At 54.4% G+C, this 21,295-nt stretch carries 21 protein-coding genes and 1 pseudogene; 5 read left to right on the top strand and 17 right to left on the bottom strand.

The window, feature by feature from the left end:
- Positions 1–4: 4 nt before the first annotated feature.
- From VH413_10225 to VH413_10215, 3 genes are all read right to left on the bottom strand, one after another.
- Positions 5–751, bottom strand: coding sequence for a nucleotidyltransferase family protein (locus tag VH413_10225; protein HEX3799065.1), 747 nt, complete (start codon positions 749–751; stop codon positions 5–7).
- 5 nt (positions 752–756) lie between these two features.
- The gene (ptsP, locus tag VH413_10220; protein HEX3799064.1) at positions 757–2,535 is read right to left on the bottom strand and encodes a phosphoenolpyruvate--protein phosphotransferase; all 1,779 of its coding nucleotides are present in this window, start codon (positions 2,533–2,535) and stop codon (positions 757–759) included.
- Positions 2,536–2,632: 97 nt separating this feature from the next.
- The gene (locus VH413_10215; GenBank protein HEX3799063.1) at positions 2,633–3,484 is read right to left on the bottom strand and encodes a uracil-DNA glycosylase; all 852 of its coding nucleotides are present in this window, start codon (positions 3,482–3,484) and stop codon (positions 2,633–2,635) included.
- Positions 3,485–3,622: 138 nt separating this feature from the next.
- Here VH413_10215 and VH413_10210 point away from each other — a divergent pair, with 138 nt between their 5' ends.
- On the top strand, positions 3,623–5,008 hold the full coding sequence (locus VH413_10210; protein HEX3799062.1) for a gfo/Idh/MocA family oxidoreductase: 1,386 nt from the start codon (positions 3,623–3,625) through the stop codon (positions 5,006–5,008).
- Position 5,009: 1 nt separating this feature from the next.
- Here VH413_10210 and VH413_10205 read toward each other — a convergent pair whose 3' ends face one another.
- Entirely contained in the window at positions 5,010–5,573 is a 564-nt protein-coding gene (locus VH413_10205) for an SPFH domain-containing protein (GenBank protein HEX3799061.1), read from the bottom strand.
- 404 nt (positions 5,574–5,977) lie between these two features.
- Positions 5,978–6,166: a hypothetical protein gene (locus tag VH413_10200; protein ID HEX3799060.1), complete on the bottom strand. Its 189-nt coding sequence runs from the start codon at positions 6,164–6,166 to the stop codon at positions 5,978–5,980.
- A 962-nt stretch (positions 6,167–7,128) separates the two neighbouring features.
- Here VH413_10200 and VH413_10195 point away from each other — a divergent pair.
- Together VH413_10195 and VH413_10190 are read left to right on the top strand one after the other, a co-directional pair.
- Positions 7,129–8,289, top strand: a complete 1,161-nt coding sequence (locus VH413_10195; GenBank protein ID HEX3799059.1) for an aldose epimerase family protein — start codon at positions 7,129–7,131, stop codon at positions 8,287–8,289.
- Between the two features lie 247 nt (positions 8,290–8,536).
- A complete protein-coding gene (locus tag VH413_10190; GenBank protein HEX3799058.1) occupies positions 8,537–10,009 on the top strand; it encodes an RNA polymerase sigma factor in 1,473 nt (490 codons plus the stop codon).
- A gap of 80 nt (positions 10,010–10,089) precedes the next feature.
- Here VH413_10190 and VH413_10185 read toward each other — a convergent pair whose 3' ends face one another.
- The 7 genes and pseudogenes from VH413_10185 to VH413_10155 form a co-directional block, all read right to left on the bottom strand.
- Positions 10,090–10,665, bottom strand: coding sequence for a thioredoxin family protein (locus tag VH413_10185; protein ID HEX3799057.1), 576 nt, complete (start codon positions 10,663–10,665; stop codon positions 10,090–10,092).
- Positions 10,666–10,848: 183 nt separating this feature from the next.
- On the bottom strand, positions 10,849–11,553 hold the full coding sequence (locus VH413_10180) for a hypothetical protein (protein HEX3799056.1): 705 nt from the start codon (positions 11,551–11,553) through the stop codon (positions 10,849–10,851).
- Positions 11,550–13,490, bottom strand: a complete 1,941-nt coding sequence (gene speA / locus VH413_10175; protein ID HEX3799055.1) for a biosynthetic arginine decarboxylase — start codon at positions 13,488–13,490, stop codon at positions 11,550–11,552. The genes VH413_10180 and speA overlap by 4 nt, the downstream gene beginning before the upstream one ends.
- A 256-nt stretch (positions 13,491–13,746) precedes the next feature.
- Entirely contained in the window at positions 13,747–14,052 is a 306-nt protein-coding gene (locus VH413_10170) for a DUF2585 family protein (GenBank protein ID HEX3799054.1), read from the bottom strand.
- Between the two features lie 167 nt (positions 14,053–14,219).
- A pseudogene (locus VH413_10165) lies at positions 14,220–14,369 on the bottom strand (DUF2585 family protein).
- A gap of 588 nt (positions 14,370–14,957) precedes the next feature.
- On the bottom strand, positions 14,958–15,155 hold the full coding sequence (locus tag VH413_10160) for a hypothetical protein (GenBank protein ID HEX3799053.1): 198 nt from the start codon (positions 15,153–15,155) through the stop codon (positions 14,958–14,960).
- Positions 15,156–15,256: 101 nt separating this feature from the next.
- A complete protein-coding gene (locus tag VH413_10155) occupies positions 15,257–15,496 on the bottom strand; it encodes a hypothetical protein (protein ID HEX3799052.1) in 240 nt (79 codons plus the stop codon).
- On the opposite strand from VH413_10155, the gene VH413_10150 reads away from it, so the two are divergent.
- Positions 15,474–16,220 carry an HNH endonuclease signature motif containing protein gene (locus tag VH413_10150; protein ID HEX3799051.1) on the top strand — a complete coding sequence of 249 codons (747 nt, stop codon included), beginning with the start codon at positions 15,474–15,476 and terminating at the stop codon, positions 16,218–16,220. The genes VH413_10155 and VH413_10150 overlap by 23 nt on opposite strands.
- A gap of 442 nt (positions 16,221–16,662) precedes the next feature.
- On the opposite strand, the gene VH413_10145 is transcribed toward VH413_10150, so the two are convergent.
- From VH413_10145 to VH413_10135, 3 genes are all read right to left on the bottom strand, one after another.
- On the bottom strand, positions 16,663–16,962 hold the full coding sequence (locus tag VH413_10145) for a hypothetical protein (GenBank protein ID HEX3799050.1): 300 nt from the start codon (positions 16,960–16,962) through the stop codon (positions 16,663–16,665).
- A 385-nt stretch (positions 16,963–17,347) separates the two neighbouring features.
- Positions 17,348–17,746 carry a type II toxin-antitoxin system VapC family toxin gene (locus VH413_10140; protein HEX3799049.1) on the bottom strand — a complete coding sequence of 133 codons (399 nt, stop codon included), beginning with the start codon at positions 17,744–17,746 and terminating at the stop codon, positions 17,348–17,350.
- Positions 17,747–17,749: 3 nt separating this feature from the next.
- Positions 17,750–17,995, bottom strand: coding sequence for an AbrB/MazE/SpoVT family DNA-binding domain-containing protein (locus tag VH413_10135; GenBank protein HEX3799048.1), 246 nt, complete (start codon positions 17,993–17,995; stop codon positions 17,750–17,752).
- Positions 17,996–18,086: 91 nt separating this feature from the next.
- Here VH413_10135 and VH413_10130 point away from each other — a divergent pair, with 91 nt between their 5' ends.
- On the top strand, positions 18,087–18,692 hold the full coding sequence (locus tag VH413_10130) for a PAS domain-containing protein (protein ID HEX3799047.1): 606 nt from the start codon (positions 18,087–18,089) through the stop codon (positions 18,690–18,692).
- Positions 18,693–19,058: 366 nt separating this feature from the next.
- Here the strand turns inward: VH413_10130 and VH413_10125 are convergent, their stop codons facing one another.
- Together VH413_10125 and VH413_10120 are read right to left on the bottom strand one after the other, a co-directional pair.
- A complete protein-coding gene (locus tag VH413_10125) occupies positions 19,059–19,697 on the bottom strand; it encodes a phosphatase PAP2 family protein (GenBank protein ID HEX3799046.1) in 639 nt (212 codons plus the stop codon).
- 96 nt (positions 19,698–19,793) lie between these two features.
- Complete coding sequence (locus VH413_10120) at positions 19,794–21,239, bottom strand: cytochrome P450 (protein ID HEX3799045.1); 1,446 nt, start codon at positions 21,237–21,239, stop codon at positions 19,794–19,796.
- Between the last annotated feature and the right edge of the window lie 56 nt (positions 21,240–21,295).

The following is a 21,295-nucleotide window of genomic DNA, read 5'->3' as shown; positions in this document are numbered from 1 at the left end:
CGAATTATTTCTTCGCGAAAATCCGGTTCGCCTCTTCAAGCGTCTCTTTCGAGCCGATGTCGAACCACAAGCCCGGCACTTGCCACGTGTAAACGGGCAGGCGCGTGTAGAGCCATTGGATCAACCGCCCCGGCTGGTCGGGATTATTTCCGTCGGCGATATATTGATGGATCATGGGCAGCACCATCTTGGGATAATAATAAAGCGCGATGCCCGTCAAGGTGCTTGCGGGCGACTTGGCTTTTTCTTCAAAAAACGTGATGTGTCCGTCCGCCGCCACGGTGATCGAATTATATTTTTTGACTTCTTCGAGATCGCCCACGTCATAAACGGCGAGCACGGGCGCATTGCGTTTGCGCGCGAGCGTGGCGAACCCGTCGAGTTTCTGGTCGAATAAATTGTCTCCAGCGACGACGATGATGTCGTCCTCCACCTTTTCGCGCGTTAAAACCAAATGCAAATCGCCGATGGCGCCGAGCTTATTTTTATCGTCGGTCGAGCCGTCGTTGATGATGGTGAAATTCAATTTCGATTTCGTCGCGCGATACGCCTCGCTCCAGCGCTGAAAATGATCGGCGAATTTCGCATTGGTCACCACATAAACGCGGTCAATGCCTGGCGAACCCGCCAGATTATCAAGGACATGCTCGATCATCGGCTTGCCCGCGACGGGCAGGAGCGGTTTCGGCTGAGTCAGCGTCAGGGGATAAAGCCGCGTGGCATAGCCCGCGGCCAGAATGATTACCTTCATCGTGGTTAAGCTTTATTTTCAAACAGGCTGGGAGCGACATCGCCCGCCAAGGCCTGGCATTGCTGGAGAATTTCAGAACTTGATTCGCAATTCAAAGCAAATTCCGCCAGCCGCCGCGCTTCTTCGATCTTCAACCGGCGCACCATGAACTTCACCGTGGGCACCAGCGGTGCCGCCACGCTCAATTCATCCACGCCCAGTCCGAGCAACAGCGGCGTCAAGACCGGGTCGCCGGCCATTTCCCCACACACACCGACCCAAATATTATTGCGATGCGCTGCCTCGACGGTTTCCTTGATCATCCGCACGATGGCCGGATGGGTGGGATCGTAAAGATGCGCCACGCGCTCGTTCATCCGGTCCACGGCCAGCGTATACTGGATCAAGTCATTCGTGCCGAGGCTGAAAAACTTCAAGCGCTTCGCCAGGGCATCGGCCACAAGCACCGCCGATGGAATTTCGATCATCGCGCCCACTTCCAAATTTTCGTCGAACGGAATATTTTCCGCGCGCAGTTCCGCTTTGATCGCCGCGAGTTGCGCGTTGGCCTGTTCAAGTTCGTCCAAGCCGGAAATCATGGGGTACATCATCTTGACGTTGCCCACCGCGCTCGCGCGTAAAATCGCGCGGAGCTGCGAACGAAATAAATCTTTTTCCTGAAGGCAATACCGGATCGCGCGCCAGCCCAGGAACGGGTTCACTTCCGCCGGCATTTTCAGATGCGTGAGCGCCTTGTCGCCGCCGATGTCCAGCGTGCGGATCACGACCGGATCGGGTTTCAACGCCGTCGCCGCCTTATGATATTCCTGAAATTGCTCTTCCTCGCTCGGCACCTCGCCGCGATTGATGAACAAATATTCCGTGCGAAATAATCCCACGCCTTCCGCACCATTGGCGCGGACGTTCTCCGAATCGGCCGCCACTTCCATGTTCGCGGACAGGATGATGCGGCGGTTATCAATGGTGACCGCCGGCTTGTCCTGGATGTCGCGAAGTTTTTCCTCAAGGCTTGCCTGGTTACGCTCGATCTGGCCGTATTCAAAAAGTGTTTTGTCCGTCGGATTGAGAATGATGATGCCATTGAAACCATCCAGCAGCGCGTATTGGCCGGTTTCCAGGTCGCAACTCAAACTCTTCATCCCTACGACGGCGGGAATGCGCAACGACCGCGCCATGATCGCCGTATGCGAGGTCTTGCCGCCGACGTCAGTCGCGAATCCAATCACCGTCTTGCGATCAAATTGCGCCGTGACCGAAGGCGTCAAGTCGTAGCTGATGATGATGCATGGCTCGGTGATTTTCTTCAGGTCAATCTGTTCGCGGCGGCCCGTGATGTTTTCCATGATGCGAGCCGTGACGTCGCGCATGTCGGTCGCGCGCTCGCGCAAATAATCGTCATCAATCGCCGCCAGCGTGGCCGCGTATTTTTCCGCGACGATGTGAAAAGCGTACTCCGCGTTGAAATGTTTTTCGGTGATGTTGCGGATGACTTCTTCGAGTAGCGTGGGATCTTCCAAAACGAGCAAGTGCGCGTCAAAAATGCCGCCCTCGTCCGCGCCCATGCCGGCGCTGACTTTTCGCTGCACTTCCAGTATGTCCGTACGCGTTTGCGCCAGAGCGCGCTCCAAACGGTTCAGTTCATTGGCCAATTCGCTTTCAGCCAATTCGCGTTTGGGAACAATGGTGGGGGCCCGGTCGAGTACAAGAATTTTTCCCCGGCAAACTCCCGCTGAAACGGGTATGCCGCGAAAAATTCTTTCACCCTGTGGCACAAGCTCTGGCATGGGCCATCCTTGCACGGAAAGCGCGAATTTGAAAAGAGTTTCTTGGCATTAAAATGGATAAGCTGCCATTCGTGCAAATTGCAAGCCGTTCGACCGGTTACGCTCCGGTGAAATAATTGCGCTGCTTCTCGCTGATGGGCATGGCGAGCTTTTCCATCACGGCGAGCATGTCTTCCCAAACGCGGCGTTTCTCGCTCATCGCCTGATTGCGCAGAAGATATGCCGGGTGATAAGTGGGCATGAGTGGAATGCCGCGATAGGTTTGCCAGTTGCCGCGCAATTTCATGATACCCATTGTCTTGCCCAGCAAACCTTCCACGGCCGTGCCGCCCAGTGCGACCAGCACCTTGGGCTTAATCAGGTCAATTTGCTCATGCAAATATGGGATGCACGTGGCCATTTCTTCAGGCGTCGGCTTGCGATTTCCCGACGCTTGGCCCGGCGTGTCGGGACGGCATTTCAAAATATTCGCGATATAAACCGTGTCACGGCTCAAGCCCATTGTCTGGATAATCTTCGTCAATAATTGCCCGGCTTTGCCGACAAATGGTTCGCCTTCTGCATCTTCATCCGCACCGGGGGCTTCGCCCACAAACATCAATTCCGTTTCGATATTGCCCACGCCGAATACGACATTTTTTCGCGATGACGCCAAATTGGGACAGCGCACACATACCAGCGCTCGCGACCGCAATTCCGCAAATGCCGCCGCTTTCGTCGGATCCGTGGTCGCAAGAGCTTGCGCGCGCAGCAGTGGCGGCGTGACTTGGGTCGCCGGCATTTTTGCTGAAGTGGAAACAGAAGCCGCTGGCGCAGCAATTTTTTGCGGCGCTTGCGACAGCGCGGCCAGGCTTTCCGGCGATACCGTCACATATCGCACGCCGCGCGCTTTCAACTCTTCGACATGTTGAATCGCCGCGTCGAGTAATTGGTGATACGCATCCGACATGGCTTCATCGTAAGGCGGCGCTCGCGAAGTGCACGAAAAATTTCGCGCGCTTTCTCCTGCGTACCGGTCTTGACATAAAGGCGCTGATGGAAATATTTTTGAATCACGCAAATTTTCCCAACGTCCAAAGGCCATCCTATGAACCAACCTCCGCAGCCCAACCGTCGCGAATTTATCAAAACCACCGGGCGGTTCGCCGCCATTTCCGCGCTGGCGGGCACGGCGATTCCCCATGTCTATGGCGCGGAGACCAATACGATTCAGATCGCGCTGATCGGCTGCGGCGGTCGCGGCGGCGGTGCGGCGAGCAACGCGCTTTCGGTCAAGCAATGTCCGATGAAACTCGTCGCGATGGCGGATGTTTTTGAGAATCGCTTGGCGAGCACTTACAGCGCCTTGAGCCAGCAGCATGGAAAATCTGTGGACGTGCCGCCCGACCGCCGTTTCATCGGCTTCGACGGTTATCAAAAAGCGATGGACTGTCTCAAGCCGGGCGACATCGCCATCTTCACGACGCCGCTGGCATTTCGCTGGGTGCATTTCACTTACGCCATTCAAAAGGGGTTGCATGTCTTCATGGAAAAGCCGCTCACGGCGGACGGGCCTTCGTCTCGCCGCATGTTGAAGCTTGCCGATGATGCGTCCGCGAAAAACTTGAAGGTCGGTGTCGGCCTCATGTCGCGCCACAGCCGTCCGATGCAGGAATTACAAAAGCGCATTCAGGACGGCGAGATCGGTGAAATCAACCTGATGCGGGGTTATCGCATGGCGGGGCCACTGGCTTCGGCGTTCTCCGAGAAATGGCCCGGCCAGCCTAGCGAATTGCTCTGGCAGATTTCGCGGTTTCACAGCTTCATCTGGGCCAGTGGCGGTTGCTACAACGATTTTTATATCCACCACATTGATCATCTCTGCTGGATGAAAAATGCCTGGCCGATCAAAGCGCAGGCGCTTGGCGGCCGTCATTACCGGCATTCACGCGCCGGTGATTTGTATGTGGACCAAAATTTCGATACGTATTCGGTCGAATATACTTTTGCCGATGGCGCGAAACTTTATCTGGACGGACGCTGCATGCTTGGCTGCAACGACATTTATTCCAGTTACGCGCACGGGAGCAAGGGCATGGCCGTTGTTTCCAAATACGCCGATTGCGGCATGCCTTCCAGCACTCACAGCGGCCAAGCTCCGTTGTCCAATAATACGATCTGGACTTCCAAGGTGAAACCCGCCGAGGAAGATCCTTACTTGAACGAATGGAACGATCTGGTTGAAGCGATTCTCCACGACAAGCCTTACAGCGAGGTCAAACGCGGCGTCCAAGCCAGTGTGACCTGTTCGCTTGGCCGCAAGGCTGCCCACACCGGCAAGGAAATCACCTACGACGAAATGCTCAACTCGGACATTGAACTCGCGCCGGGCGTGGCCAAACTGACACTCAATTCTCCGCCGCCGGTCGCTTCGGATGCCGAAGGCCGTTATCCGGTTCCGCAACCGGGCATCGTGACCGACCGCGAATATTGAATTAATCCGGCAGCACGGGAAACAAGCCGCATCTCGTGGTCGCTGCGCTTGTTTCAGGCAAAACGATCTCGCACACTTCAACCGCGTGAAGCTCGATGCCGATTCTATCCGCGTGCGGCTGCACCAGGGATAATAGCCGGAACGAAATGTTCCAACGATGATCCAACAAGTCATCTATCGCCGTGAGAGCAATCAATCCGCGTAATTCCGCCTGAGCCGCCGCGCACAAATGCAGTTGGTAATCCTGCACCTGATGAATCGCCGTTTCCGCCTGGATGATCTGATACGTCAGCACGGAACTCAACTTGACCGGCACATGATCCGCGCTCACCAAATCCTGCGCGCCGATGTTCAAGGTTGTTTTCCGCATGTCCACCAGCCGCACGCTATGGCCGCGCGCCCAGAAATAATGCCGGCCCGGGCTGATTCTATGCAGCGATTCCCCATGCCGATAGAGCAGCCCGTAAAAACCTTCCGGCACATCAAAACAAGATCGCCGCGCCAAAAAAAACAACGCCACGGCCAGCAAAACCCAGACTATCCCCACATAGACTTCCGCATTCATAGTTAATTTCCTTCCGAGTAACCGATTAAAGCTTTTGTTTATCTATCGCTTCTCATTAACGAGAGTTTGCCCTTCATCGTAATCGCGTCACTTCACTTGATAAAAATAGCAACCTCCCGGCCGGTCTCTTCCACCGGCTCGCATCCGGCTTTCGCCGGACCGCTCGATCTACTTCGCGTTCGAGAGTTGCCAAAATTTGTTCTGCGCATTTGAAATTAAAGTGCGGCGCGAGAGTGGAGTTGAACCACTGCGATCAGGCCTGTGAGGTCCTGACCGGCACCGGTGCTCGCGTCGCACAAAGCAAAGCGGCGTCCACTCGTTACAAGCGAACGCCGCTTACGGACTTCCCCAAGCCCACACCGTCAATGCTCCCTGGCGTCAAAGATATTTTGCCTCCGCATGGCCTAGACTGATTTCACGATGGCTTCGCCTTCGATGCCCGGAGGCGGTTCATTTTGATTGCCGGCAATTACGGGCGGCAGCCGCAACGACGTTGGGCGAAAAGTAATTCCTTTCGCGCGACGATAAGCCCGCACCGGCTTATAACTGCGGCGAATCAACAGACGGCTTTGGAAACGAATGGGATTTTTCATATAGTCATCCTTTGGTTGAAGGTTTGAGACAGAAGCAAGCAGGCGAAGAATGGGCAACGCGATTTAACCTCGCACCGCCGCCGCTCGTTTTCCTGCTTGCGTCCAGCTCCAAGTAGAACCTGGGACTAAAACAAACAGGCCCGGAGACTTTCGCCGCCGGGCCTGCAATTACGATAAAGAACAAACACCTTACGGTTGGTTGATCCGCAGCCACAGGTATTTCACGGTGGACGTTTCGGTGTTTAGGGGCACACCTCCTCCGAAGCCCTTAAATTGTAAACTCAAGTGCGTTGCTTCTGGCGCCTGGCGTTGTCGCTCATGGGCACACCCCATCGGTGGCCAGCAGACGCCCGCCTTCGCCAGACTATGTTTCGCGCTGATAGACATCATTTAGACGTCGCGTATTTATGACTCACAGTTACTCAGCCTTTCGTTGCTGCGGTTAACTTCAGCAGTCGTATCAACAAAACAAAAAACCCTGCTTCCATTTCGGCAAGCAGGGTTTAGAAAATTCGGTTTAGTCTATTACCTGCCTGCCTCCAATCGAGCCTTATTACCACGAGCCATCGGAGCAACGTGCGCGATGGCCGGATTGGAATAAAACGCGCAACCACGGCCCAGCCAGCCGCAATCCATCGCTTGCGCGACAGTCGCAACCGGCGAACTCTTGGTTGAAATGTTTATGTTGGCAGTCATTTAACTTCGACAGAGTATCTATACCAGGCTAAGAGACTATGCAACTACTTTTTGGAATTATTTTCATTTGAGTTATCGTGATGGCTTATGAACTTATCTACAGCTATAGGTATGAGCTACTTGCCGAATAATACGGCACAACTGCCGCTCTGCCGTACAGCGGCTGGACGCCGCCGTCTTTCCATTGATGCCTCTCGAAACAAACGAACATTGCCAGCCGCTCCATCTTGTGTTTGCATCATCGAATTCAAAATCGAATTACAAATATGGAAGCTGCCATGCCGCTGATGATTTTGCTGATTGTGGTTGGACTGGGTATGGGACTGATGGGTTGCGCCTCGCCAGGCAGCAACCCCACCCCCCAAAGCTCGCCCGGCCCGATTGAGAAATCCTCTTTTGGCGAACTGCCGGATGGCACGGCGATTGATATTTATACTTTGCGCAACGCTCACGGCGTCGAGGCACGCATCATGACTTACGGCGGCATCGTGGTTTCGCTGCGCACGCCGGATCGCAATGGCACGTTCGGCGATGTCGTGCTTGGCTACGAGACGCTCGACGGTTATCTCGGTTACAGCCCTTACTTCGGCGCATTGATTGGCCGCTACGGAAATCGCATCGCCAAGGGAAAATTCACGCTCGACGGGCACGAATATTCTCTCGCGTTGAACAACGGCCCGAACCTGCTGCATGGCGGCAATAAAGGTTTCGATAAAGTTGTGTGGCGTGCCACACCCAAAGTCACCACCAACGGCCCCGCGCTCCAACTCGATTATCTTTCCAAGGATGGCGAAGAAGGTTTCCCGGGCAACCTTTCCGTGACGGCGATTTATACGCTCACTGAGGATAATTCGTTGCGCATTGATTTTACCGCCACGACGGACAAGGACACGATTTGCAATCTCACGCAGCATTCCTATTTCAATTTGCGCCACAGCAGCGACATCCTTGGCCACGAATATTATTTCAACGCGGATAAATTCACGCCTGTGGATGCCACGCTGATACCGACCGGCGAGTTGCGCCCGGTGGACGGCACGCCATTCGATTTCCGCCAACCGACGCCGATTCGGGAACGCATTAAATTGACGGACGAACAACTTAAGATCGCCAGGGGTTACGATCAAAATTTCGTGCTCAACAAACCGCCCGGACAACTCGGCCTTGCCGCGCGCGTCTATGATCCTGAGACGGGCCGCGTGCTGGAAGTCTCCACCACCGAGCCCGGCATACAATTCTATACCGGCAATTTTCTCGACGGCCACATCATCGGCAAAGGCGGATGGACTTACGAAAAGCACAACGGCTTCTGCATCGAGCCCCAGCATTTTCCCGATTCGCCGAACCATCCGGAATTCCCTTCCGTCGTGCTGCGTGTGGGCGACACCTACAAGCAAACGACCATCTATCATTTTTCTACTCGATAGGCAGCGTTGGGTTTTCTTCTTTTGACGCAAAGGCGCAGAGAAAAACAAAAAAACGGACCACGAATTAAACACTGATTAAAAATAAATTTCCCGTGTTCGTCCGTGTTCCATCTGTGGCTAATTTTTGGTTTTTCTCTGCGCCTCTGCGCTAAAATAGGCCTCTCCGAAGGCATAAAATTTCCCAAAGATTTCCTGTCACCTTTCCTGCTTTTGTCACCACTCCATTATAGCTATGATTACTATTGCTATGAATTCGAGTAGCGACATGGAGTTGGTTGCCAGAAGTTTATCGGGCAATCGCGATGCCTTCGGGCTAATCGTGTCGCGCTACCAAAACCTCATTTGCTCGCTGGCTTACAGTGCCACGGGCAATTTATCGCAGAGCGAAGACCTTGCTCAGGAAACCTTTTTCACCGCGTGGAAGCAGCTTGCCGAATTGCGTGAACCAGCGAAGTTGCGCGCCTGGCTTTGCGGCATTGCCCGCAATCTTATCAATAGCGCCTTGCGCCGGCAAGGCCGCGAACCGGTGCATCGCGCGGAGACGCTCGAAGCCGCCGATGATTCTCCCGCGCCCGAACGCCTGCCCGCCGAGCAAACCATTTCGAACGAAGAACAGGCGATTCTGTGGCGTTCGCTTGAACGCATCCCGGATATTTATCGCGAGCCGCTCGTGTTGTTTTATCGCGAGCATCAATCCATTGAAGCGGTCGCGCAAAGTTTGGACCTGACCGAAGACGCCGTGAAACAGCGGCTCTCGCGCGGGCGCAAATTATTGCAGGAAGAAGTCGCGGCGTTTGTTGAAGGCGCATTGCGCCAGAGCGCGCCGGGCCAGGCGTTCGCGGGTGCGGTGCTTTCGGCATTACCACTCAAGACTGTCACGCTCGCGAGCACGGGCGCAGCCGGGGCGACGGCGGCGAAGAGCGGCGGCATTCTTTCTTTTATCACGCTGCCGTTCATCGGGATTTTTGGTTCCGCGTTCGGTTCCATCTGGGCGATTCGCAACGCGACCAATCCGGTTCAAAAAAGCATGTTGAAACGCGGGCTCGGTGGAATCTGGCTCGCCGTGGCTTATGTGATCGCCGCGCAAATGATCGCTGGGGTCGCACGCCAGCATTGGCACTGGACACCGCATGTTTATGCACTGGTGCAAACCGGGATCTTTTGGCTGTTCGGATTTTTCCTGCTGACCTGCCAGGTGGTGTTTTTCAATCACCATCGCCAAATGCGGCTGCTTCGCGAACACGGCGCTGCGGCCGGAACGGGCGGTGGCGGCTGGCAAATCGCTTCGCAGAAAAATCTTTTTGCCGGGTTGCGAGGCTTGCTGGCGTGGAGCGCGATGATGGTCGGCGGCTTGGCGTGGCTCGTGGGCGTTGCCTATGATGCCGGCGACAGTCTGGCGGTGGGCATCATCATGACGGTTGGCGCGATTTGCGTCGCGTGGCCGGTGCTGCTCAATTCGTGGCTCGGGGAAAACGGCGCAAAATTTTCGCGCCTCTCGTTCGTGCCGGCGACGTTGATGTATGGCGTGATGCTGGTGATGGTCAACTGGCGGCTGGATTTGTGGATAGCCACCGGCAATGGCTCACGCAACGGAATGGGTTTGGCCGCGGCTCACGAACTGCTGCCGATGTGGGTCATTCACGCGGGCACGGCGTTGCTCGTGCTGTGGGTTGCGGTGTTGATCGCCATCATGGCACCTAAAAAATCAGTGACTGAATAGTTGCGCCTGGGAGTGTTAGTCCGGCGGTTGCAGACCGCGGCTACGGTGGGGAAAGTGAGTCGTGCGCGCCGGATTGTTTTTCAAAAATAATCTGGCGCGTTGTTTTTCTTCCACTTGATGTTGCAACCCATACTTGGCTTTTGTTCGCCCATCACGGACTTGCCCACGAGCACGGCATCCAACGCGGCGCGTAAATCTTTGCCGGTCACGGCTGCGTTTTTGCCGGGGCGCGCTTCATCGAATTGACCGCGATAAGTGAGGTGGTGTTGGTGGTCGAACAGGAAAAAGTCGGGCGTGCATGCGGCGCGATAAGCCTTGGCGACGGCTTGCGATTCGTCAAAGAGATATGGAAACACGTAGCCGAAGGCGGCAACTTCCTCTTTCATTTTCGCGGGACTGTCGGCGGGATAATTTTCGGCGTCGTTGGAATTGATGCCGATCAGGGCGACGCCTTTGGAAGCGTAATCGCGGGCAAACTGCGCAAGGCCTTCGCGAATCAATTTCACATAGGGACAATGATTGCACATGAAAACCACGACGAGCGCGGGGGCATTTTTGAAATCGGCCAGCGAGACGATTTTGCCGTTCGTATCCGGCAACTGAAAATCCGGCGCGACGGTGCCGAGTGGCAGCATGGTTGAAGGCGTGAGTGACATAACTTTTTACATTAGCATGGAATTATGAAAACGGAAAATCGGCGCGACGCGTCTTTCCCTACGGACCGCGGTCTATGACCCGCAGCAAGGTTCATAAGGTCAAGCCGTTCTCGAATCAGTCTTGCGCGGCAATCTTACTCGTGCATTGCTGCGGGTCATAGACCCGCGGTCCGCAAGGAGTCTTTAATCCGCGCCGAAGACGCTGTCCAAAATAATCTCTTTGATTTTCCAGATCAGAGCCATTGTCATTGCCAGCGGGAGCAGTCCCAGAAACATCACCAGCCAGCCGCCGCCGGGGCCAAAGATTTCGTCCAGATTGATCGGCAAGTCCACATGCAGCGAAAACCGTTGAAGCACGAAAAACAAAACGTCTATCAAAAGAATACCGAGCAAAAGAAAACGGTTCAGGCTGGTGAAATGCCGCGTCTCCTGTCGCAAACTTTCATCAGGCAGCATGGCGGTGAGACGGCAGAGAACGGCATTTAACGCGCTCAAAAATAACAGGCCGGTCACGCCCAGCACATTGATGATGGCCACAAAAAAAACTTCGCCCGGCCGCTGGTTCCACCAAAAAAGAAATGGCCCCAGGCCCAGGTTCACGAGCGAAAGAATTTTCGCGCGATCCAGCGCCGCGACCCAGATGCGTTCCTGCCGTTGAAAATGACCGAGCAGCCACAAGCCGTAAAAAAGCAGGCTGAGAACGATCATCGGCGGCAGGACGTACAAGCTGTGGAGAATTTGCGTCTGCGCGGTTTGGACGCATACGATCAGCGAAATCGGCAAGCCCCAGAACAACGCCGAAAGTCCGCGCACCAGCTTGCCCAGCGAACGCAGCAATTCAGCCTTGGGAGCGGTGTCCGGCATGCGGATGGGCGGCGGCGCGATCAAAAGGTCAGGTAGGTATAATCCTTCAACCCGCGCTCGTAATCATCCAGCAGGCGCATCGCTTCGGAAGGTTTCATGCGGTCGGATTTGATGGCGTCATCAATCTGTACTTTCATCAAGCGCTTCAATTCATTCTCGTCATATTGCACCGACGCCAACGCCTGACCGATGGTCGTGCCTTCGATAATTTCCTCGACGTAATAACCGGCGGGTTCGTCGGGATCGAGGAACACATGCACTTCATTCACGCGGCCGAAAAGATTATGCAAGTCGCCCATGATGTCCTGATACGCGCCCATCAAAAAAAACCCGACGTAATACGGCTCGATCTGGCCGTTCGCGCCGACGTTCAATTTGTGCAACGGCAGCGTGTCGCGCACATCGCGCAGGTCAATGAACTTATTGATCTGCCCGTCGGAATCGCAAGTGATATCCACCAGCGTCGTCTCCTGCGTTGGCCGCTCGTTCAATTTATTCAACGGCATGATCGGAAACAACTGGCCCAGCGCCCAATGATCCAGCAGCGATTGGAACACCGAAAAATTGCACATGTATTGATCCGCCAAACTGTCTTCGAGCTTGCGAATCTCATCCGGAATGTAAGGCTGGCCGTGAAAACTCTGCGCCACCGCCAGGCCGATTTCCCAATAAAGATTTTCGATCTTCGCCTTGTCCGGCAAATCCATCATCCCCAGCGTGAACATCTGATGCGCATCGTCCTTGCGCTCCAACGCGTCGTGATACGCCTCGAGCTTGTTCAGCTTCGCGAAATTTTTTCGGATGTCCAACAACTCCCGCACCAGTGGATGCTCCGCATCGCCATATTGAAACTGCGACCCCGCCCGAATTTTCTCGATCGCCCCAAACACCTCAGCCACGAGCACGCTATGATGTGCCACAATCGCGCGCCCGCTCTCACTGATGATCCCCGGATGCGGCACCTTCTCCGCGTTGCAAACATCTGCGATGTAATACACTATGTCGTTTGTATACTCCTGAAGCGTATAATTCGTCGAACTATCGAACGCCGACCGGCTCCCGTCATAATCCACCCCCAACCCGCCCCCCACATCCATATATTCAATCGCAAAACCCATCTTATACAACTTCGCGTAAAATCGGGCCGACTCCTGCACCGCCTTCTTCACCGTCAAAATATCCGGCACCTGCGATCCGATGTGAAAATGCAGCAACTTGAAACAATGCCCCAAATTCTCCGCCTTCAACAACTCCGTCGCCGCCAAAAGCTCCGCCGTGCACAACCCAAACTTCGCATTCTCACCCCCGCTCTCCGCCCACTTCCCCGCCCCCTTGCTCATCAACCGCGCCCGAATCCCGATCAACGGCTCCACCCCGATCTGCTTCGACAACGTGATGATATGCCGCAACTCCTCCAACTTCTCCACCACCATGATCACCTTCTTCCCCAACTTCAGCCCCAACATCGCCATCTTGATAAAACCCGCATCCTTATAACCATTGCAAATGATCAAACTCCCCATCGAATTCTGCAACGCCAGCCCCGCGAACAACTCCGGCTTGCTCCCCACCTCCAACCCGAAATTAAACGGCTTCCCCGCATCCAAAATCTCCTCCACCACCTCGCGAAGCTGATTCACCTTGATCGGAAACACCCCCCGATACAGCCCCTGATAATTAAACTCCGCGATCGAATTGCGAAACGCCAGATTGATGGACTCCACCCGATTCCGCAAAATATCCTGAAACCGGATCAGCAACGGAAACTTCAACCCGCGCGCCTTCGCCTCCTCGATCACATCCGTGATATCCACCGCCGCCCCCGCCTCCTGCTGCGGCGTCGCCACCACCCGGCCCGCGTCATTGATATCAAAATATTTTACACCCCAGCGATGGATATTGTACGTGTTGCGCGCGGCCTGGATATCCCAGGGCTGGTCAGCGTCAGTCGGGCTACTCATGTTGATGCGAATGGTTCAAACGAGCGCACTATATGACGGATGTGGAAGAATTCAACAAATGTTAGTGAAAAAGTTTGTCAGGAAGTTTCAAGTTTTCAGTTTCAAGTTTTCCGTGGGAGAAAAACGCGGTTTTTGAACACCATTTTTGCCTGGGAACGAAGCGCTATTTATTCCCGGGGAGCGCACGCGCCCTCGCGTGCAGTGGCTGGCGCCCTCGCCGGCCACATCTTTATCCCTCTCCATAACATCCAAACCCCTACGTCATCGGATGACCCGCGGATTGCCAATGCTTAATCGCTTCAATCGGATAAATCAGCATAATGACATTCAACGTCAGATTATCCCGCACCCAAAACAGACAACCGACCTCCATCGCCAGAACCGCCACCACACTCACCCAAACCGGAACTCGCGCCGCGAACAAATAGCCCAGGCACATCATAAGAATATCGCTGCAGGAGTTGAGGATGCTGTCGCCGGCGTAGCCAAGGGAGATGGTGACGGAGCGGTAGCGGTTGATGATGAGAGGGGAGTTTTCGAGGAGTTCCCAGGTGGCCTCGATGGCGAGGGCGATGAGGAAGGGGCGTTTATCAGGAATCTCAGTGCGGAATGCGGAATTTTTACCGCGGAGTCGCGGAGGGCCGGGAGGTCCTTTGGACGGGAATCGTCTTCAGGGTGAGGGTGGTCTTTGCGGGCTTGCCACCAGGGGGATTTTTTTAAGCGGCCGGTGAGTTGGTGGAGGATGGCGTAGAGGAGGATGCCGTGGACGATGTGGCTGAAGGAGTAGGGATCGGCAAAGCGTTGGGAGTTTTCGCTGCTCCAGATGTCGCTTTCCCAAAGGCCGAATTTGTGGTCGGGACCAAGAGGGAGCCGGCCCATGGCGAATTCGATGGCGGCGACGCTGGCCAGAACGGCGAGGAGGATGGCGAGGGTGGGGTAAAGGGGTTTGGTGCGGTTGTTGGATGAGAGTTCCATTATTATTACTAAGAATGAAATTTAGCCTTTTCGATGTCCTCCCACACTATGGACGAATTACGCTTTAAAATTCGTTCGATACGCGATGTTCGTGATCTTGTTCCGACATGTCTATTGCTTCAAAATGGCCGCATCGGGCGTGATACACTTCTAACGCTTGTGCAAGAAATAGGAATTGACTCGTATAGGCCACATTTCAATATCGTTCATACTCGTTCAAATGTAACCGATTAGAGCATCGGAAAGGCCAAGCTTTGGCTGTTATTGTTTTTCGCATTTGCTCATGTGAATTCCTAAGAACGCAAGATCGGGTGAGAATCTTTCTGTAAGTAAAAGTTTCGTACCTTCAAATTTTGTCAGCCAACTGACGGTCTCTTTTGATTCGTCATTAACATTGTGGAGTTTGCGGGAAAATCTTACGGTGAAATCGTTGTCAATCCACATCAGATGGCGGTCAAAGGCGCGGTCGTGAAGGGCGTTTACCTATTCATCCTATTCCGCAACGCACTTAAACACATTCCCATCCCCATCCACAATCGAACCATCCGACCCCACCGAAACCTCCAACACATAATCCTCCACCCAAATCGCATCCTCAAAATCCCGCTGCCCAGCCAAAAACTCACCCAGCCGCAACCTCAAATCATCCGCGATCTCCCGTTGCGCCTCCAACTTCGATTTAAAAACCACAAACGCCCCGGCACCATCCCGCCACACCGGAACTCGACCTTCACAAACCGAATCAATAAAAATACAAAACCCCTTCGCCACCCGATTGGCATTTCCCCCATTCACGACTGCGCCTCCCTCTGCTCCAAAATCCGCGAAATAATCACCCGATAATGCGCCGCGATCCACTCCGCCTCCTCGGCGTCATCACATTCCTCTGCCACAAAACCCTCCGGCGAATCGCCTGACCGACAAAAAGCCGCCGTGTCCTCCCACGCCCGCGCCCGCACCTCCAACCCATCAATCACCTGCCCAAGATCAAAATCACCCAGCGAAATCGTGTACATTTTTTCGATAGCCATAACTCGCCATATACACCTGGCCAGGTACGGGAGACTTGGCAAGACCAAACTTGCCCAAACCATTCCACTCCGCTTTAATCCACCGAACTTAGCTATGCCTGAGAGAGGTGCAGAAAAATCAACGCAAAGGCACAACCAACCGTGGACGCGCGAGGAACACATCCTCGCCTTTAACCTCTATTGTAAAATCCCCTTCGGCACCATTCACACGGGTAATCCGCAAGTCATTGAACTTGCGCGACTCCTTGGCCGTACTTCCAGTTCGATTGCCTTGAAACTCACAAATTTCGCCCGGCTTGATCCCGCGTTACAATCACGCGGCGTCGGCGGAATGAAACACGGTGCCAAAGGCGAAGAAGAAGTCTGGCAAGAATTCGCCGCGCACCCTGAAGCTCTGGCATTTGAAAGCGAAGAACTACTCGCGCAACGACTCGGAAAACCCATCGAGGAGGTTGCCGATTTAAGCCGAGACGATATTCCCCGCGAAGGCGTCGAACGCGAAGCCATCGTCCGCCTTCGCGTAAACCAGAAATTTTTCCGCGACCGAATTCTATCCGCCTACAACTTCCGCTGCTGCGTCACCGGCCTAACCGTCCGACCTTTGCTTACGGCCAGCCATATAATCCCGTGGTCAGAAGACAAAAAGAATCGTCTCAACCCCAAAAACGGACTCTGCCTAATGGGAGGATGCGGTTTGGGTTCCATGAGCGTCGGGTTTTGGTGAGGCGGTCGCGCACGGATGGAGTATAGCATTTCGTGAGAGGAGCAAAAGTCTCTGAGGGGCGATAGCAGGGGGAATGATGCGACTCACGGGGTGAGTCGCGCTCGCGCATAGATTTTTATTCGGGGTTTGGGGTTATAAACGTGTCGGGTCGATGGCCCCTCCGAGGCGGCTGTCCTTACGGACGGTCACGGGGGGAAGCTGCAAGGAGTGGGTGGGGGTTGAGGCGGTAGCGCGCTTTGGGGCGCGACTCGCTTCGCTCTTTATGGTGGGGGAATTTTTTATGGGTGACCCAAGGGTGTCACCGGTCAATTCAAAACCAGCGAGCCGGGGTGGAATCAAAACCGGCCACCTTGAGGTGCTCAATCCATATTAGTTTTCTTGACGCGGGCAAACTAAAAGCGCGGCAACTACGTTCAGACAAGATTGTTAGCTGATGGCGCCCTCAGGATTTTCGTATGAAGTCAAGGTTAACACCGCCGCCCCATGTGCGGATCGTTTTGAGAGGGTTCGCTTCCCTGGCTTTCAGAAATGTCCATCCGCTCTTTTCCTCTTCAGTAATTTTTGCGTCCATTTCTTTCTCCTTGCCACGATCCCACCCGGAAGCGAAGGCCAAGTAAACCGTCTTCGATTCATGCTGCGGCATCTGTGCCAGGAGCGCTTGCGCCCGTCGCGCCATCTGCATACGACGTGGGATGACGGCTGCCAGCACCACTCCCACCAGCGCCAGAATTGCTGTGAGCATAATCAAGTAACTAGCCATAGTGAGATCCTCGGAATAAGTTAACCTGCAACTTAATATGGACGGTTTCGCGACGAAAAGCAAGTCTTCCATAATCGGTCGGCAGCAAAATAAATCGAGCAGAATCGGAAAGCGAGCCATTCAGTTCGCCGGTTCTGCGGTCGAAAGTTTGTGGGGCTTGGCTTTGGTCTTCTTGTTCTTATCCACTTTCCCAGCAAGGGCGGCGTGGTTTTTAAGTCGGTAGCTCCTGCCGGTAATGGCGATAGTCTGGGCGTGGTGCAGGAAACGACCAGGATCGCGCCCACCGTAGGGATGTCGCCCAATAATCTAAAGGGTTGCGGAGGGACGGGCGGAGCGGCAGTTCGGCCTTACCAGGGAACGGGAGGGATCATTTTAACCAGTGGATCTTGATTTCTTTTTCTACTTCTTTGAATTCGGGGTCGCCGGTGAGGAGTTCGCAGTTTTTTTGTTTGGCGAGGGCGGCGGCGAAGCAATCGGCGTAGGACATTTTGCGGGTGGCTTTGAATTGGGCGGCTTGTTTGGTCAGGGCAAGGTCGGCTTCTATAATTTCTAAGGGTAGCCGGGAGAGGTCTTCGGCGATGGCGTCGGCAGCGGCTTTTCCACCGGCGCGCCACATGGCGTAGTAAATTTCGCCCCAGTTGATGACAGATAGATAGAGGCGCGATTTATCGCCGGTGGCTTTTTTGATGTGGGTCTCGACGGCGGCGGCGGCCGGTTCGCCTTTGAAGAAGGCCATGAGGGCCCATGAATCGAGGACTTTGGCCATAGGTCAATGGGCTTTTTCTTCTTGTTTGATTTGTTTGAGGGTTTCCATGACGGGGAGGTGTTTGTATTTGCCGCGGAGGCTGCTGATGAATTTGTGGGTGACGGGTTGGATGAGGATGCCTTCGGGGGTGGCCTGAACGTGGGCCTGGGTGCCTGCTTCTATCTCAAATTCTTTGCGGAGGTGCCGGGGGATGACGATCTGGCCTTTGACGGAAAAGTAAACGGAATCGGGCTTGGTTTCTACTTTCATGTTTATAGCTTACTTTTTATAAAAGGTAAGTCAATTATATTTTGTTACAACATCCTTGCCATTGCCCGCTCCCGCCCTATGCTCGGATAAAGTGAACCCGGACTTGGAATATTTCCAGCACCTTGCCGACGGCGCGCCCATCATGATCTGGCTCGCCGGAAAGGACATGGGCTGCTTTCATTTTAATCGCGCGTGGCTGGATTTCCGCGGCCGCACTCTGCAACAGGAATTCGGCAATGGCTGGGCCGAAGGCGTGCATCCCGAAGACCTCGAACGCTGCATTCAGCATTATATCGGCTCCTTTGAAAAACGCCTTTCCTTCGCCATGAGTTACCGTCTGCGCCATCATAGCGGCGATTACCGCTGGATCCTCGATCGCGGCGTTCCCCATCACGACGCCGATGGAAATTTTCTCGGCTATTACGGCGGCTGTGCGGAAACCTCCGCCGACGCCACCCTCGGGCGCATCCAGCAACTCCATTCCGCCTTGAATCAACTCCGGGATTTCGCGAACGAGCGCGTCGTGACCGAGACCGGCGCACTTCGCAGCTATGCCGAAGGCGTCGAAAGCCTCCAAGCCGAAACCCACCGCCTCGTCCTCGAACATCGCGCCCGCCAACACGCCGCCGCCCAAATAGGCAAACTCGCCCAGGACATGCTCGCCTACGACCATATCCCCAAAGGCGCCTGTTTGTAATCGTCCTGAGCACTGGACTAAAAACTGGACTTACCCTTGACTTACGGCGTCCTCGCTCGGTTGTTCCTATTTTCCCGGGGAGCGCACGCGCCCTCGCCGGCCACATCTTTATCCCTCGTCAAGATTCACCCCCTCCAAAGCCCAAAACTCTTTTCCCATTTTACATTTCTCGCGCATTTTGTTTCCCTCAACCCATGGCTCACGTATCCCTCTCCGCAATCGTTAAATACTACGCCAGCTTCTGCTACGGCATAGCTACGGCGCGGTCGAGCTACTCATGTTGATGCGAATGGTTCAAACGAGCGCACTATATGACGGATGTGGAAGAATTCAACAAATGTTAGTGAAAAAGTTTGTAAGAGAGTTTTAACTTTTCACCGATTCAGTCATTCCCGGTTTCCGGCAAGCAGAATTGGTCTCGCGGAAGAGATAAAAACATACGGCTGCCAAAATAAAACCAGCGGCCACGTCCACAATATGATGCTGATAGGTCATCACCGTTGAAAGACCAATCAGGAAGAACCAGATGTGGCTGGCTATTCGCAGAACGCCTTTCGTATGGCGCGCAAATAGATTAGCCAGAATGGTTCGGAAGGTGATGTGCAAGGAAGGAGCCAAGTTGTAAGGCTGGTCGAAGCGATGAAGAAAATCGAAAATGACACCCGTCCAACCGGAAGTCGGGGGAACCGGCGTACCCAATTTCAACGGCATCGAGAGAAAGCAAACCCCGGCGATCAGGATCGCAAACGCGACGCGAAGCGCGAACGTGCGCAATTCTTCGCGGCTCCGGCATAAGAACGGGGCGGACACAAAGAACAAGTTGATGGACATATAAGGCACGATCATCACTGGCACAAACGGAATGAGATGTTCCCACGAATAATACCAGGTTCCTACGTCGTTGCGATGAGCCGTAACCCAGTTGCAACTGCCATAGACGATCACAAATAACACCGATAACCCGCCCGTAGTGACGGCTGCCGTGAGCTTTGTTGGCCGGTTCATCGCGTTGTGAGTGCAGCGTGAATTGTTAGTTACCCGCACGCCAGCAAGACGGTGAAGATTTGATCGAACTCCGAGCGGATTTTCTCAAAGCCGCCTTCATGCTCTAAGTTCCAAATCCACCAATGCTCCGTCGGCTGGCTTGGTTGACACGCCTGCCTTCGCTTCCGCTTTTTTATTGACCGCCGTGAACTTGAAAATTTTAACCGCCGCTCCCAAAACCAACCCAACCTCCAACAAACCAAGGTATCTTCCCGGGCAAAAACGCGGTCCGTGCCCGAATCCGAAATGCAGCATGTCCTTGGAGGTAATTCCCTTTTGTGCGAGAACGTCCCAGCGTTTCGGTTCAAACATTTCCGCCGGATAACCCGTCACCGCTTCCCCCCAAAATTCCTCGCGCCGGTTTGCGTGCCACACATCAAGGCGGAGTTGCGTGCCCTTGGGCATAAACATTTTTCGGTGGTCGGCTGTCTCGATCCAGATATCCGCCGTGGCCCGGCGCGGCAGAAAATAAAGTGCGGGAGTCAGTCGCAAGGTCTCTTCCAAAACGCGGTTGAGAGTGACCGCCCGCATCAGATTGTCCGGGTCGTACACGCTCATGTCTTTTACTTCGTCATATATTTGATCCTGAATATCCGAGCGGCGCGACAAATGTGATAACGCCCAGCTCGCAAATGAGGTCGTGGCCTCCATGGCACCGGCCAGGAATACTCTGATGTTACTCCGAAGTGCGTCGTTCGTAGCCTCAGACTTAAACTGGCTCCACAATCCGCGTCCCTCGGCGCGTCCCGCAAGCGCGATGTCCGTCAAGGCTTCAAAATCACCGCTCTTTTCTTTCAGAATCGCGTTGCGGCCGGTTAACATCCTCAAAAGCGCCAGGGTCCTCGGCGCGACCGTATCACTGACCATGTGATCAATGAGCATTCCGATGGCTGGAACGTAGCGATCGCGTAATTCCTCATAGGCAACGTGCCCGCCAAAGAAATTGTTCACCAGCATCTCCAGCATCACGACTTTGACTTCGGACTCGAGTTCCACGCGGACTATTTTCTTGCCTGTGGCCAACTGGCGGGAACGAAGTGCCTCAAGTCTTTTGGCTACCGTCTCGCGGAAGGTTTGCTCGAAGCCATGAAACTTCTCCGGCTGAAACAGATTGGAACGGCTGAACGGCTCGGCGGACAGCCGCTTCTGTCTCCGCCAAATCGAGCCATTTGAATACAGCAACGAATCTTCACCAGTGGCGCGGGCAATCCCCGCGGTGGGGCTTGTATCCCGGTCAAATTGCCCGGGTTTGTCGCCGGTGTTCGCCAGCACCGCTTTGATGACTGCCGGTTCCCGCGTCAATAACACCGGTGGCATTCCCGCCACATAAATATATCGGTTATGTTTCCCAGAACCTTCTTCTTGTTCCGAATCCCAATAAAACGTCTCGAAAATCTTAATCGGAATTTTGTAATTCCACAGATGTGGAAATGGCAGCGTCGGCCGCCCAAAGCCAAACAGCGAAACTCGCGACGGCAGGCAATCCCCGTCAAAAGGGTTCACTCCCCTGATTTGTTTGACGCAGTGCGTTAACCAGGTTTGGTTGGACATTTGATTTC

The sequence above is a fragment of the Verrucomicrobiia bacterium genome (assembly GCA_036268055.1).
In the GTDB taxonomy this organism is placed as follows: Bacteria; Verrucomicrobiota; Verrucomicrobiia; order Limisphaerales; family Pedosphaeraceae; genus DATAUW01.
Note: the sequence above shows the minus strand (reverse complement) of the source record. Positions and strands in the feature narration are given on the sequence as shown.